Origin of the sequence: Halomonas sp. 113 (assembly GCF_904067645.1) — a bacterium.
GTDB lineage: Bacteria > Pseudomonadota > Gammaproteobacteria > Pseudomonadales > Halomonadaceae > Vreelandella > Vreelandella titanicae.
The window spans coordinates 2,691,267-2,703,469 of record NZ_LR881453.1 but is presented as its reverse complement, the minus strand read 5'-3'; the positions used below and the strand labels follow the sequence as shown (position 1 = coordinate 2,703,469).

Genomic DNA, 12,203 nt, shown 5'->3' with positions numbered 1-12,203 from the left:
GCTAGCCTCTGCTGTTAAGGAAACGCCATGCACGATTCATTTGAGCGCCGCTTGCGCTGGTTAGTGCGATTAACGCTGGTAGGTACTCTATTTACTGCCGTAGTGATGCTGGTAGGCGCCTGGACGCGTTTAGTCGATGCTGGTTTAGGCTGCCCTGACTGGCCGGGTTGCTACGGCAAGCTATTAGTTCCTGATAATGATCTTGCCACGCTTCATCATCCCGATGTCCCGTTGGAGCCCTTTAAAGCGTGGGTAGAAATGGTACATCGCTATATCGCGACGCTGCTGGGATTGGTGATCGTTAGCGTTGTAGCCTTGGGCTGGCCGTTGCGTCATCGTCGCGATTACCCATGGCACCTAAGCTTGATGCTGCTGGTGGTTATTTTGCTCCAGGGCGCCTTTGGTGCCTTCACCGTTACGCTCAAGTTATGGCCTCAAGTCGTTACCCTTCACCTTCTGGGCGGGTTGAGTGTGCTGCTGCTGCTCTTTTGGCTGCATCTTCGCTTACGCCTCGCTGTGGCGCCAAAGCCAACAAGTGAGCCTCGGCGAGTGAATGCGTGGTGGGGTATTGCGGCATGTTTGCTGGTAGTGCAATTGGCTCTAGGTGGGTGGGTGTCCAGCAATTATGCCGGTATTGCCTGCCAAGGTTTTCCTACTTGTAATGGCCAGTGGATGCCCGCGATGGATATCAGCGAGGGCTTCCATCTTACCCAGACCGTGGGGCCCAATTACCTACATGGGCATTTACATGCCGATGCACGTACCGCGATTCAAGTGGTACATCGCCTGGGGGCATTGTTGCTTGGTGTCGGGCTAATAGTGCTCTGGTGGCGTTATCGACAGTGGCAGAATGTGGTAAGGCCGCTAGCGATTGTCGTCGGTTTGTATGTGCTGCAGGCTGCATTGGGGGTGGCCAATGTGGTGCTTTGGTTGCCGCTTTGGCTGGCGCTACTGCACACAGCGGGCGCCATTGCGTTGGCCGTTGGGCTCGTTTGGGCCTGGTGGCGTTGGCGCTATCATGAGGCTGGCGTTTACTCAACGACGACTCATTCACCTTATAACAACGTTATCGTTCAATAAAAGGGAAGCATGCCATGCGAAATATAACAATGACGCTACCCACGGCAGTGCCTTCTATGGTGTGGGGCTGGAAAGAGCTCCTTGGTCTGTGCAAGATGAAAGTTGTTGCCGTTATGTTGGTGTGTGCTGCCGTAGGAATGGCGTTAGCAACCCCGGGCCTACCACCATTGACGAACGTAGTCCTTGGGCTAGCCGGTATCGGCTTGGCCTCTTGCGGTGCGGCGGCTTTTAACCATGTCATCGACCGCCACTTGGACGCGGTAATGACACGAACGTCTCGTCGTCCTTTGGCAAGTAAACGTCTACCCGTGGCAATCGCTCTAGGTTGGGCGTGCTTGCTTTCAGTCGCGGGTGTTGCGCTATTGGTGTGGCAGGTTAACCATTTAACGGCTGCGCTAACCTTTGCCTCCCTAATTGGTTATGCGCTGATTTATACCGCTTTTTTAAAGCGGGCGACACCACAAAATATCGTCATTGGAGGCGTTGCTGGCGCTGCGCCGCCACTGCTGGGGTGGGTCGCTATTACTGGGCAAATTACCCCCGAGCCTTTGCTTTTAATGCTGATTATTTTTGCCTGGACGCCGCCCCATTTTTGGGCGCTGGCCATTCACAAGCGCGATGATTATGCCCGGGCTGGTATCCCCATGCTGCCCGTTACCCACGGCATTCCTTTTACGCGGCTGCAAATTTGGCTGTATGGGTGGTTAACGGTGTTAGCCACCTTACTGCCGGTGATGATAGGCATGAGCGGCGCGCTCTACCTAGTGGTCGTGCTGTGCCTGAATGCGCGCTTCATGGTGTGGAATTGGCGAGTGTGGCGTGGTCAGGATCCTGCTGCTCCTATCGGCGCATTCTGGTTCTCAATTCGCTATTTATTAGGTGTTTTTGGGGCGCTATTACTTGATCACTACGCTGCGGCGCTTGCTTGGTGATCCAAACAAAGAGTTGGACAGCTATGCAGTCAGAAGAGAAGCAAGCCTAGATGCTATTGGCAGAATAGTGGTATAAGGGTGTACAATTTTCGTCAAGCAATTTATCCGCTGAATGAGGAGTGTCATGAGCTCAACGGTAGCGCTGGTATTACTCGCCGTGGCGATTGCAGTCATTGTAGGGTTGTGTTTCTACGCATGGTCGTTACGCAAAGAGGTGAGTCGTCGAGAAGCTTATCGTCGCGATGAAGACGCTCGCGCCCAACAAAATAGCTTAGAAAACCTCGATTATGTAGCAAGCGCACTGGTTCAGGAGCAGGTCGATATTACCGAAGGCGCCTGGCGGTGCAAGGTGTTACTGGAAATCATTGATCCTAGTTTAACGGAACGAACTGAATTTAAGGCATTTGCCGAGCACTACAGCCGCACTCAACACCTGAATACCCATACCGCTCGTCAACAGTTGTCCCCCCGAGAGCGTATGCAGGAAGACAAAGAGCGGCTGATGGTAGAAAATGATATGCGCGATGCCGTATTGGAGGCAGCTCGGGCAGTGCTGAAATGGCGTGCCCAAGGCAGAAAAGCGCTGCATTAATGACAGGTTTTGAGCGGTTTAAACCGCCCAAAAGCATAGCAAGCTAATTTTTAGTGCCCATTGCGGCAATTTTGCTATGCTGAAGGATGTCGGTATTGGCAAGAAGTTGATATCTTGGCATTGTTGCCTTCCTGCGCTTAAGCGTGAATGATAGGCACATCGCTCTATATCGACTGGGTGTTGAGTAATTAGTACGTGATTATTGGTACTGGGAGCTTGATACTATCAACAGCGATATGGAGCAGGCGAAAAATGGATGCTCTCGCAATAAGAAGCATTGGATAGATTTGGTCACTTATGGCCATTTCAGCATTGGATCAAGAAGGAGTCTTGCATGAAAAAATCAACGACTGGCTTGCTCATCGGTTCCGCACTGGTAGTAGGTCTATCTGGCTGTGCCAGCTCGGCCTCACAGTCTTCCGGCCAAGCAAGCGCTAGCAGCGACCGCAGCTGGTACCAGCACCCTGCGGTATGTGGTCTGGCAGGCGGCGTTATCGGTGGCAGCATTGGCTACGCCACCAGCAGTAGTTCTGATGAAGAGAGCGGTGCTGCTACTGGTGCCGCAGCTGGTGCTGCTATCGGCGGTCTGCTATGTGCTGATCGTACGCCTGAGCCGGTTGCACCTCAGTGCCCGAGCTATGGCGAAGTGCCTGCTGGTGTTGCAGTTGACGCCGAGGGATGCCCGTTAGATTCTGACGGTGATGGCGTGCCGGACTACCGCGATCAGTGCCCAGGCACTCCCGCTGGCGTTGAAGTTAATGCCAACGGTTGCCCGCTTGACTCCGATAACGACGGTGTGCCCGATTACCGTGATCAGTGCCCGAACACTCCTGCTGGTGTAGAAGTGAACGCCCTGGGTTGCCCGGATAGCGTAGTTCTGGAAGATGTTAACTTCGAGTTTGATTCTGCTCAGTTAACCTCTAACGCTCAGAGCGTGCTTAACGGTGTTGCAGAGCGCTTGGTCAGCAACCCTGATGTTCGCGTAAGCATCGAAGGCCACACTGATTCACGCGGTTCTGACGAGTACAACAAAAACTTGTCACAAGAGCGTGCTCAATCTGTTGCTAACTACTTGGCGAGCCGTGGCGTAGAAGCTAACCGCATGCGTGCGGTAGGTTACGGTGAAGAGCGTCCGGTCGCCTCTAACGAGACTGAAGAAGGTCGCTTCCAGAACCGTCGCGTTGAACTGGATGAGTGGAACTAAGTTCACTTATCATCTGAGGTTTGCGGTTTGGTTATAAAGTGCTAGCGGCAATCCACAGGTAAAGAAACGGGAGGCTTATGCCTCCCGTTTTTATTTTAAGCGGTCGGCAAGTCTGCTAGTCTTGCTGCTGTTTTATGTTGGTACATTTACACCTCTCCCAAGACCATTGATAGCGATATGTGATCCTTGGTATGGATCACCACTGCGCTCAAGGAATCTGAATGCCTATTGTTACTCTGCCTGACGGCAGTCAAAAGACGTTTGAAGCACCGCTAACCATTATGCAGCTCGCAGAATCCATTGGCCCTGGTTTGGCTAAGGCCTGTATCGCTGGAAAGATCGATGGTGTGCTGGTAGATGCCGCTGACCTGATCGAGCAAGACGCAACGGTGGCGATAATTACTGCCCGTGACGCTGAAGGGCTGGAAATTATTCGCCACTCCTGCGCTCACCTCATTGGTCATGCGGTTAAGCAGATGTACCCCGAGGCCAAAATGGCCATCGGGCCAGTTATTGAAGATGGTTTCTACTACGATATTGAGTTTGGTCAATCTGTCACACCGGAAGACCTGGAAGCCATCGAAGCGCGTATGCAGTCACTGATAGAGCGTGAGTACGATGTGGTACGCGAGTATGTTGATCGTGACCAGGCAATGCTGACTTTTTTACACCGCGATGAACCTTATAAGCAGGAAATTGTTCGCGATATTCCCGATGACGCGACCATCCGGCTTTATCATCACGAAGAATACACCGATATGTGCCGCGGGCCTCATGTGCCAAATACCCGCCACTTAAAAGCCTTTAAGTTGACCAAGTTGGCCGGTGCTTATTGGCGCGGTGACGCTGCAAATACTATGTTGACGCGTATCTACGGCACCGCGTGGGGTGATAAAAAACAGCTGAAGGCTTACGTCAAACGTCTCGAAGAGGCGGAGAAACGCGATCACCGTAAGTTGGCGCGTCGGCTGGATCTCTTCCACATGCAGGAAGAGGCGCCGGGGATGATATTCTGGCATCCAAACGGCTGGGCGCTATGGCAGCAGATCGAACAATATATGCGGGGCGTCTATAAAGAGGGTGGTTATCAAGAAATACGCTGTCCTCAGATTATGGACGTATCGCTTTGGAAAAAATCAGGGCACTGGGATAACTACGCGGACGGCATGTTCTTTACTGAATCCGAAAAGCGTGAGTATGCTCTTAAGCCGATGAACTGCCCTGGACATGTTCAGGTGTTTAATTCTGGTTTGCGTAGCTATCGCGAATTGCCCGTTCGTTTTGGTGAGTTTGGTGGATGCCACCGTAACGAGCCTTCAGGTGCTTTACACGGCATTATGCGTGTGCGGGCATTTACGCAAGATGATGGCCATGTTTTCTGTACTGAAGCTCAAGTTGAGCCTGAAGTGACTGATTTTCATCGCCAAGCGCTAAAGGTGTATAGTGATTTCGGCTTTGAAGATATAGCTATTAAAATTGCTCTTCGCCCGGAAAAGCGCATTGGAAGTGATGAGGTTTGGGATCGGGCAGAAGATGCGCTGCGTAGCGCATTGAAAACTTGTGGCGTCGAGTGGCAGGAACTTCCTGGCGAAGGCGCGTTCTACGGCCCCAAGATTGAATATCATATGAAAGACTGTCTGGGGCGTGAATGGCAGGTCGGCACTATGCAGGTCGATTTTATGATGCCAGAGCGGCTTGGGGCTCAGTATGTGACTGAAGAAGGTCAGCGTAAGTCGCCGGTAATGCTGCATCGTGCTATTGTAGGCTCCATGGAGCGCTTCATTGGCATCTTGATTGAACATTATGCGGGCGCTATGCCATTATGGCTTGCGCCTCAGCAGGCGGTTGTCATGACTATCACCGATTCGCAGCGTGAATATGCGCTCGAATTGGAGAAACGTCTGCAAAAAAGTGGCTTGCGTGTTAAAGCGGACTTGAGGAACGAGAAGATCGGCTTTAAAATCCGTGAGCATACATTACAGAAAGTTCCCTATCTCCTTGTGGTGGGAGATAAGGAAGTCGAAGCTGACTCAGTGGCCGTGCGAACACGCAGCGGCGAAAACCTCGGTACAATGACGGTCGATGAATTTATTGAACGCCATACTGCCGAGAGAGCAGCCCTGGCGACATCGTCAATGGCCTAAGGAGACGGAACGATCAAGAGAAGCAACCAGCGCGGGCGTCCAGCAGACAAACGCCCACCAATGAACGAGCGAATTGTCGAAGAAGAAGTACGCCTTATTGGTAGCGACGGTGAGCAGTTGGGCGTTGTGCCCACCACCGAAGCGCTAGAGCGTGCTGAATCTGAAAGCTTAGATCTCGTGCAAATTTCGAATGCCGATCCCATCGTCTGTAAGATTATGGATTACGGCAAATTCGTTTTTGAGACCAAGAAGCAGAAAGCGGCTCAAAAGAAGAAGCAGAAGCAAATCCAGGTTAAGGAAGTCAAATTCCGTCCTGGCACCGATGAAGGCGATTATCAGGTCAAGCTTAAAAACCTGACGCGCTTTTTGGAAGGTGGTGACAAGGGCAAAGTCACACTGCGCTTCCGTGGTCGTGAAATGGCGCACCAGGATATCGGCCGTAAGCTGATGGAAAGGATCGCGGCAGACCTGGAAGAGATCGGAGTGGTAGAGGCCTTTCCTAAAATGGAAGGCCGCCAGATGATCATGATTATTGCCCCGAAAAAGAAGTGATCCAACGGCGATGTCAACGGGCCACCGTTAAACCGGTGGTCGGCCCTGGGTTTTCTAAAAAATATCGAGCGGAGTTTTCCTCATGCCGAAAATCAAAAGCAACAGCGGCGCTGCCAAGCGCTTCAAGAAGACTGCTAATGGCTTTAAGCACAAGCAGTCTCACCGTAGCCACATCTTGACCAAGAAATCGACCAAGCGTAAGCGTCAATTGCGTGGAATGAAGCAGATCCACGCGTCTGATAAAGCGCTCATCCAGCGTATGCTGCCGAATCTATAAGTCGGGTTTTCGTTTTTCTGAGTGCACAATTTTTTTGCCTCAGCCTTAAAGTCAGGAGTGTGTTATGACTCGAGTTAAACGTGGCGTAGTAGCGCGTCGTCGCCATAAAAAAGTATTGAAGCTTGCCAAAGGTTACTACGGTGCCCGTTCACGCGTTTTCCGTGTTGCCAAGCAAGCTGTAATCAAAGCTGGTCAGTACGCTTACCGTGACCGTCGCAATCGTAAGCGCCAGTTCCGCGCGCTATGGATCCAGCGTATTAACGCTGGTGCGCGTGTTAACGGTATGTCTTACAGCCGCTTTGTTGGCGGTCTTAAGAAAGCCGGTATCGAAATCGACCGTAAAGTATTGGCCGATTTGGCAGTACACGAGAAGGCTGCATTTGCTGCCATCGTGGAAAAAGCCAAGGCTGCCCAATAAGGTAATATGCATAGGGCTTGTGCCCGTGTTACGTGCCTGAGGTCATTTCAGAGTGACCCATCCAGGGGAAGAGCAGCCGCTCTTCCCCTGTTTTTTTGTCACCTTCAACGTGCCACGCCATCTTCACGGATGGACACCGCTTAATTCGGAGTGAAACGGATGGATCACCTTCCTACTCTGGTATCTGAGGCTCGCGACGCCATTCAGGCTGCGCAGAGTGTCGCCGCACTAGACGAGTTACGAGTACGCTACTTAGGTAAGAAAGGTGAGGTAACTGCCTTGCTGAAGGGCCTGGGGAAGCTGTCAGCCGAAGAACGCCCGGCAGCAGGCGAGCGTATTAATCAAGCCAAGCAAACGCTGGCCGACGAAATTGATGCTAAGCGCGAACAGCTTGAAAGTGAGGCGCTGAATGCCCGTTTGGCCGCTGAAAGTATCGATGTCACATTGCCAGGGCGTGGTCAGGCCAGCGGTGGGTTGCATCCCGTCACGCGTACGCTTGAGCGCATAGAGGGGCTGTTCACACGTATTGGTTATGACGTGGCGGTAGGGCCTGAAATTGAAGACGATTATCACAACTTCGAAGCCCTCAACATTCCCGCGCACCATCCCGCTCGCGGTATGGCTGATACCTTCTATTTTGACGCCACCCGCCTGCTGCGTACTCACACCTCGCCGGTGCAAGTGCGTACTATGAAAAGTAGTGAGCCACCTATCCGTATCGTTTGCCCGGGGCGGGTCTATCGCAGCGATTCAGATTTGACTCACACCCCCATGTTCCACCAAGTGGAGGGCTTGCTGGTCGATGAGGGGGTTAGCTTTGCCGACCTTAAAGGAACTATCGAAGACTTTCTGCAGGCATTTTTTGAGCGCGACGACCTTTCGGTGCGTTTCCGTCCATCCTACTTTCCATTCACTGAGCCCTCCGCCGAAGTGGATATTCAGTGTGTGATGTGTAGTGGATCAGGTTGTCGTGTCTGTTCCCACAGCGGCTGGCTGGAAGTGATGGGATGCGGCATGGTGCATCCTGAAGTCTTTCGTCACTCGGGTATTGATACCGAGCGCTATACCGGTTTTGCCTTCGGAATGGGGGCTGAGCGTTTGGCAATGCTGCGCTACGGCGTGAATGATTTACGCCTGTTCTTTGAAAACGATCTGCGTTTTTTACGTCAATTCGCTTAAGACCGCCGCCGAATACAGGATCAACGATGAAATTTTCAGAACAGTGGCTGCGTGAGTGGGTTTCGCCGCAGCTTGAAACGCAGGCAATGGCCGACCAAATCACCATGGCGGGCTTGGAAGTCGACGCTATTGAGCCGGTAGCCGCCGCATTCAGCGGTGTAGTGGTGGCTGAGGTGCTGAGTAAAGAGAAGCACCCTGACGCGGATAAGCTCAATGTGTGCACCGTTGATGACGGTAGTGGCGAGCCTGTGCAGGTTGTCTGCGGTGCACCCAATGTTGATGTTGGTCAGAAAATCCCCTTTGCCCAGGTGGGTGGCGTGCTGCCAGGTGATTTTAAAATCAAAAAAGCCAAGCTACGCGGCGTTGAATCGCGCGGGATGATTTGTTCTGCATCGGAGCTGGGGCTTGAAGAAGAGACCTCGCCCGGCATCCTGGTGCTGTCGTCATCTGCGCCGGTGGGGGGCGATTTCAGAGAGTTCATGCATCTTAATGACATGACGATTGAGGTCGATCTGACGCCCAACCGGGGAGACTGCCTGAGTATTAAGGGGATGGCGCGAGAGGTCGGCGTGCTTAACCGTTTGCCGGTTAACGGGCCCGTAATCGCACCGGTGGCCGCGGAGGTTGAGGATAGCTTCGCGGTGAGCGTAGAGGCACCAGAGCAGTGCCCGCGCTATATTGGTCGCGTAATCAAGGGCGTTAATGTTAAGGCTGAAACACCGCTGTGGATGGTAGAACGTCTTCGCCGCAGTGGCGTGCGCTCGATTGACCCAGTGGTGGATATTACCAACTACGTCATGCTGGAATTGGGCCAGCCGATGCACGCCTTTGACCGCCACAACCTGCAAGAGGGCATAGTGGTTCGCATGGCCAAGCCGGGCGAACGGCTAACACTGCTTGATGGTAGTGATATGGCGCTGCGCCCCGAAACGTTGATCATTGCCGACAGCTCAGGCCCGCTAGCCATGGCAGGTGTGATGGGTGGGGAAAGCTCCGGCGTTAATGAAAATACCCAGACTATTTTCCTTGAATCAGCGTTCTTCACTCCGCTTGCCATTGCGGGGCAGGCGCGCTCCTACGGGCTACACACAGATGCATCGCACCGTTTTGAGCGCGGCGTCGATCCGCAATTGACACCAGTTGCCGTTGAGCGCGCCACACAGCTTTTGATTGATATCTGCGGCGGCCAAGCAGGGCCTCTTGTAGAAGCGCAAAGTGCTGAGCGTATGCCTGCTGAGCGCGCTATTTTCTTGCGCAGTGAACGGTTAGAAAAAGCGCTTTCCAAGGCTCTCGATAGTGATGATGTAACTGATATCTTGCAACGCCTAGGGCTTGAAGTCAGCGTGCAGGATGCCGGCTGGGCAGTCACTGCGCCGAGTTGGCGTTTTGATCTGGCCATCGAAGAGGATCTCATCGAAGAAGTAGCGCGTATCCATGGCTACAATAATTTGCCGGTGCGCCGGCCGGCGGCACGCTTGGCGCTCCGTTCAGCAGACGAGGCAACGCTTACCCAGGCACGGCTGCGCCGCCAGATGGTTGCCCGCGGCTTCCAAGAGGCGATTACCTACAGCTTTGTGGCTCCTGAGCTGCAAGCGACCATGCTGCCCGATGCTGTAAGCCCCGCGCTAGCTAACCCTATCTCGGCTGATTTGTCGGTGATGCGTGCTAGTTTGTTTCCCGGCTTGGTGCGCGCCATGGAGTATAACCTTAACCGTCAGCAAACCCGCGTGCGGCTGTTTGAAACCGGGCTGGTTTTCAACGGCGAACTGGATGAGTTGTCACAAGTCCCGATGCTTGGTGCTCTGGTCTGTGGTGCGCGGGAAGCAGAGGGCTGGAGTGATGCGAAAGGGCGGGTGGATTTCTACGATCTAAAGGGCGATTTGGAGAGTGTCCTGGCCTTGGGCGGTGACGCTGACGCATGGCGCTTTGAGCCTGCAGAGCACCCGGCCCTTCATCCGGGGCAGTGTGCGCAGCTGCTGCATCGTGGAGAGCCTGCGGGTTGGATCGGTACCCTGCACCCTCAGGTGCGCGCAACGCTTGGCTTGAAGATGGATGCGGTGCTCTTCGAAGTGCGTCTGGATGCGCTTAGCCAAGGCCGTATTCCTGCCTTTGAACCGTTATCACGCTTTCCTGAGGTGCGCCGTGATTTGGCGTTTATACTCAAAGAGGCGACTCCTGTGCAGGCGCTGTTGGATTGCGCCAAGCAGCAAGCAGGTGAGTATCTGCAAGATATCAAGCTATTTGACGTCTATTCAGGTAAAGGTGTGGCCGAAGAGCACAAGAGTATTGCTTTGGGCTTGACCTGGCAGCATCCATCGCGCACGCTAAACGACGAGGAAATCAATCAGTTGGTTGATTCAATTGTGACACAAGTGCGTGTCAAGTTAGATGCTGAGCTGCGCGGCTAATTAAGTAGCTATGTGAGTGCCTGGGCTACGCCACGATGCTTATCACGTTCTTGGCAATGCGTTTGCTACTGTACGTTTGGTACAGAGCGTTTGTTGCTGTGTTTGCTTCAAGGATAAGGAGAAGCCTTATGGGTGCGTTGACCAAAGCAGAGCTAGCCGAACATTTGCATGCAGAGCTAGCCCTGTCCAAACGAGAAGCGAAGGCTATGGTCGAAGCTTTTTTTGAAGAGATTAGAGCCTGCCTTCGTGAGAACGAACAGGTAAAACTATCGGGTTTTGGTAACTTTGATCTGCGAGATAAGCGCGAGCGACCAGGGCGTAACCCCAAAACCGGTGAAGAAATTCCCATTTCTGCTCGAAGAGTCGTGACGTTTCGCCCAGGGCAAAAGCTTAAGCAGCAGGTTGAACACTATGAAGGCGGTGAATAGTCTTTTGGTTTGAGAAATGCTGGTACTCTCAGTTCAGTAGCTGCTCTCGTGTCATGCAAGACTCCCCTTCATAAAAAAGGAGTGCCTTCGGGCGCTCCTTTTCTCTTTTATGATGGGCGTTGTTGTGATGAGTATAGTGATAAGCGCGCCTGTGGAGTGATGGCTTTTGCTACCCCTGCATGCCGCCACCTTCGATTAGCCAGGTAATCACCACCTTAATGACGTAACCCAGCATGCCTGCGCCGAGCACCACAAACAGCATGATGGTACCAAATTTGCCTGCGTTCGATTTTTTGGCCAAATCCCAGATAATAAAACACATAAATATGATCAGGCCGCTAATCATTAGCGGGGTGATCCAAGCCTCGAAGGTTTGCTGCATAGCCACTCCTGTGCGCTGCGTGTGGGTCACCCGATTGGGCGATGTGTCTCATTCTAACCAGCCATGTTAATATTTGAGCAAATTCATCAGGTATTTGTCGACTTGACGGTTGGCACTGTGACACTTTGACAGGGGAGTGACGATGCCGAAGCTAAATATTTTGGTGGGTACCATGTATGGCGGTGCCCTTGATGTGGCAGAGCAGGTGAAGCCCCTATTTGAACAGGCCGGTTACGCTGTGGAGATTATTGAACAGCCATCTGTTGATGATATTGTCAGCGGTGACGCCGATTTGGCGCTTTTTTGTGTATCGACCACTGGTAGTGGTGATTTTCCCGGCAGCTTTGTGCCCTTTGTCCGGCAGTTGCGTGACCAAAGTCCTGCGCTTACCACACTTCGCTACGGACTCATTGCACTCGGTGATAGCTCGTATGGTGATACATTTTGTGGCGCTGGCCGCGCGCTTGATGAGCTGCTGGCGGATCATGGCGCGACGCGTTTAGGGGAGCGCCTAGAGATCGATGCCATGGAGACCTTTATGGCCGACGATGCTGCTGTGCCCTGGGTGGAAGAGTGGATCGTTGCCCAGCAATTAGAGGTGGCTTGA

13 protein-coding genes are annotated in these 12,203 nt (G+C 52.9%); 12 read left to right on the top strand and 1 reads right to left on the bottom strand.

The features are described from left to right. Positions 1-27: 27 nt before the first annotated feature. From YERSI8AC_RS12700 to YERSI8AC_RS12650, 11 genes are all read left to right on the top strand, one after another. Positions 28-1,080, top strand: coding sequence for a COX15/CtaA family protein (locus YERSI8AC_RS12700; protein ID WP_009287793.1), 1,053 nt, complete (start codon positions 28-30; stop codon positions 1,078-1,080). 14 nt (positions 1,081-1,094) lie between these two features. Next, the gene (gene cyoE / locus YERSI8AC_RS12695; protein WP_022523295.1) at positions 1,095-2,012 is read left to right on the top strand and encodes a heme o synthase; all 918 of its coding nucleotides are present in this window, start codon (positions 1,095-1,097) and stop codon (positions 2,010-2,012) included. A 124-nt stretch (positions 2,013-2,136) separates the two neighbouring features. After that, positions 2,137-2,604, top strand: a complete 468-nt coding sequence (locus YERSI8AC_RS12690; protein ID WP_022523296.1) for a DUF2489 domain-containing protein — start codon at positions 2,137-2,139, stop codon at positions 2,602-2,604. 334 nt (positions 2,605-2,938) lie between these two features. After that, the gene (locus tag YERSI8AC_RS12685; protein ID WP_022523297.1) at positions 2,939-3,808 is read left to right on the top strand and encodes an OmpA family protein; all 870 of its coding nucleotides are present in this window, start codon (positions 2,939-2,941) and stop codon (positions 3,806-3,808) included. A 221-nt stretch (positions 3,809-4,029) separates the two neighbouring features. Continuing rightward, positions 4,030-5,952, top strand: coding sequence for a threonine--tRNA ligase (gene thrS, locus YERSI8AC_RS12680; protein WP_009287796.1), 1,923 nt, complete (start codon positions 4,030-4,032; stop codon positions 5,950-5,952). A 60-nt stretch (positions 5,953-6,012) separates the two neighbouring features. After that, entirely contained in the window at positions 6,013-6,504 is a 492-nt protein-coding gene (infC, locus tag YERSI8AC_RS12675; protein WP_009287797.1) for a translation initiation factor IF-3, read from the top strand. 82 nt (positions 6,505-6,586) lie between these two features. Continuing rightward, a complete protein-coding gene (rpmI, locus tag YERSI8AC_RS12670) occupies positions 6,587-6,781 on the top strand; it encodes a 50S ribosomal protein L35 (protein ID WP_027959586.1) in 195 nt (64 codons plus the stop codon). 64 nt (positions 6,782-6,845) lie between these two features. Further along, positions 6,846-7,199 (top strand): 50S ribosomal protein L20, encoded by a 354-nt coding sequence (gene rplT / locus YERSI8AC_RS12665; protein WP_007114344.1) that lies wholly within the window; start codon positions 6,846-6,848, stop codon positions 7,197-7,199. A 159-nt stretch (positions 7,200-7,358) separates the two neighbouring features. Beyond that, entirely contained in the window at positions 7,359-8,378 is a 1,020-nt protein-coding gene (gene pheS, locus YERSI8AC_RS12660) for a phenylalanine--tRNA ligase subunit alpha (protein ID WP_022523299.1), read from the top strand. A gap of 26 nt (positions 8,379-8,404) precedes the next feature. Continuing rightward, complete coding sequence (gene pheT, locus YERSI8AC_RS12655) at positions 8,405-10,786, top strand: phenylalanine--tRNA ligase subunit beta (RefSeq protein WP_022523300.1); 2,382 nt, start codon at positions 8,405-8,407, stop codon at positions 10,784-10,786. Between the two features lie 128 nt (positions 10,787-10,914). Further along, on the top strand, positions 10,915-11,214 hold the full coding sequence (locus YERSI8AC_RS12650) for an integration host factor subunit alpha (RefSeq protein WP_022523301.1): 300 nt from the start codon (positions 10,915-10,917) through the stop codon (positions 11,212-11,214). 169 nt (positions 11,215-11,383) lie between these two features. Here YERSI8AC_RS12650 and YERSI8AC_RS12645 read toward each other — a convergent pair whose 3' ends face one another. Then, positions 11,384-11,596 (bottom strand): DUF2788 domain-containing protein, encoded by a 213-nt coding sequence (locus YERSI8AC_RS12645; protein ID WP_022523302.1) that lies wholly within the window; start codon positions 11,594-11,596, stop codon positions 11,384-11,386. A gap of 142 nt (positions 11,597-11,738) precedes the next feature. Here YERSI8AC_RS12645 and YERSI8AC_RS12640 point away from each other — a divergent pair, with 142 nt between their 5' ends. Next, positions 11,739-12,203: a flavodoxin gene (locus tag YERSI8AC_RS12640; protein WP_022523303.1), complete on the top strand. Its 465-nt coding sequence runs from the start codon at positions 11,739-11,741 to the stop codon at positions 12,201-12,203.

Bases quoted from the DNA above. Each gene is read 5' to 3' on its own strand.
- YERSI8AC_RS12650 (WP_022523301.1), top strand. From the start codon at position 10,915: ATGGGTGCGTTGACCAAAGCAGAGCTAGCCGAACATTTGCATGCAGAG.
- cyoE (WP_022523295.1), top strand. From the start codon at position 1,095: ATGCGAAATATAACAATGACGCTACCCACGGCAGTGCCTTCTATGGTG.
- rplT (WP_007114344.1), top strand. From the start codon at position 6,846: ATGACTCGAGTTAAACGTGGCGTAGTAGCGCGTCGTCGCCATAAAAAA.
- pheT (WP_022523300.1), top strand. From the start codon at position 8,405: ATGAAATTTTCAGAACAGTGGCTGCGTGAGTGGGTTTCGCCGCAGCTT.
- infC (WP_009287797.1), top strand. From the start codon at position 6,013: ATGAACGAGCGAATTGTCGAAGAAGAAGTACGCCTTATTGGTAGCGAC.
- thrS (WP_009287796.1), top strand. From the start codon at position 4,030: ATGCCTATTGTTACTCTGCCTGACGGCAGTCAAAAGACGTTTGAAGCA.
- YERSI8AC_RS12685 (WP_022523297.1), top strand. From the start codon at position 2,939: ATGAAAAAATCAACGACTGGCTTGCTCATCGGTTCCGCACTGGTAGTA.
- YERSI8AC_RS12690 (WP_022523296.1), top strand. From the start codon at position 2,137: ATGAGCTCAACGGTAGCGCTGGTATTACTCGCCGTGGCGATTGCAGTC.
- rpmI (WP_027959586.1), top strand. From the start codon at position 6,587: ATGCCGAAAATCAAAAGCAACAGCGGCGCTGCCAAGCGCTTCAAGAAG.
- YERSI8AC_RS12700 (WP_009287793.1), top strand. From the start codon at position 28: ATGCACGATTCATTTGAGCGCCGCTTGCGCTGGTTAGTGCGATTAACG.
- YERSI8AC_RS12640 (WP_022523303.1), top strand. From the start codon at position 11,739: ATGCCGAAGCTAAATATTTTGGTGGGTACCATGTATGGCGGTGCCCTT.
- YERSI8AC_RS12645 (WP_022523302.1), bottom strand. From the start codon at position 11,596: ATGCAGCAAACCTTCGAGGCTTGGATCACCCCGCTAATGATTAGCGGC.
- pheS (WP_022523299.1), top strand. From the start codon at position 7,359: ATGGATCACCTTCCTACTCTGGTATCTGAGGCTCGCGACGCCATTCAG.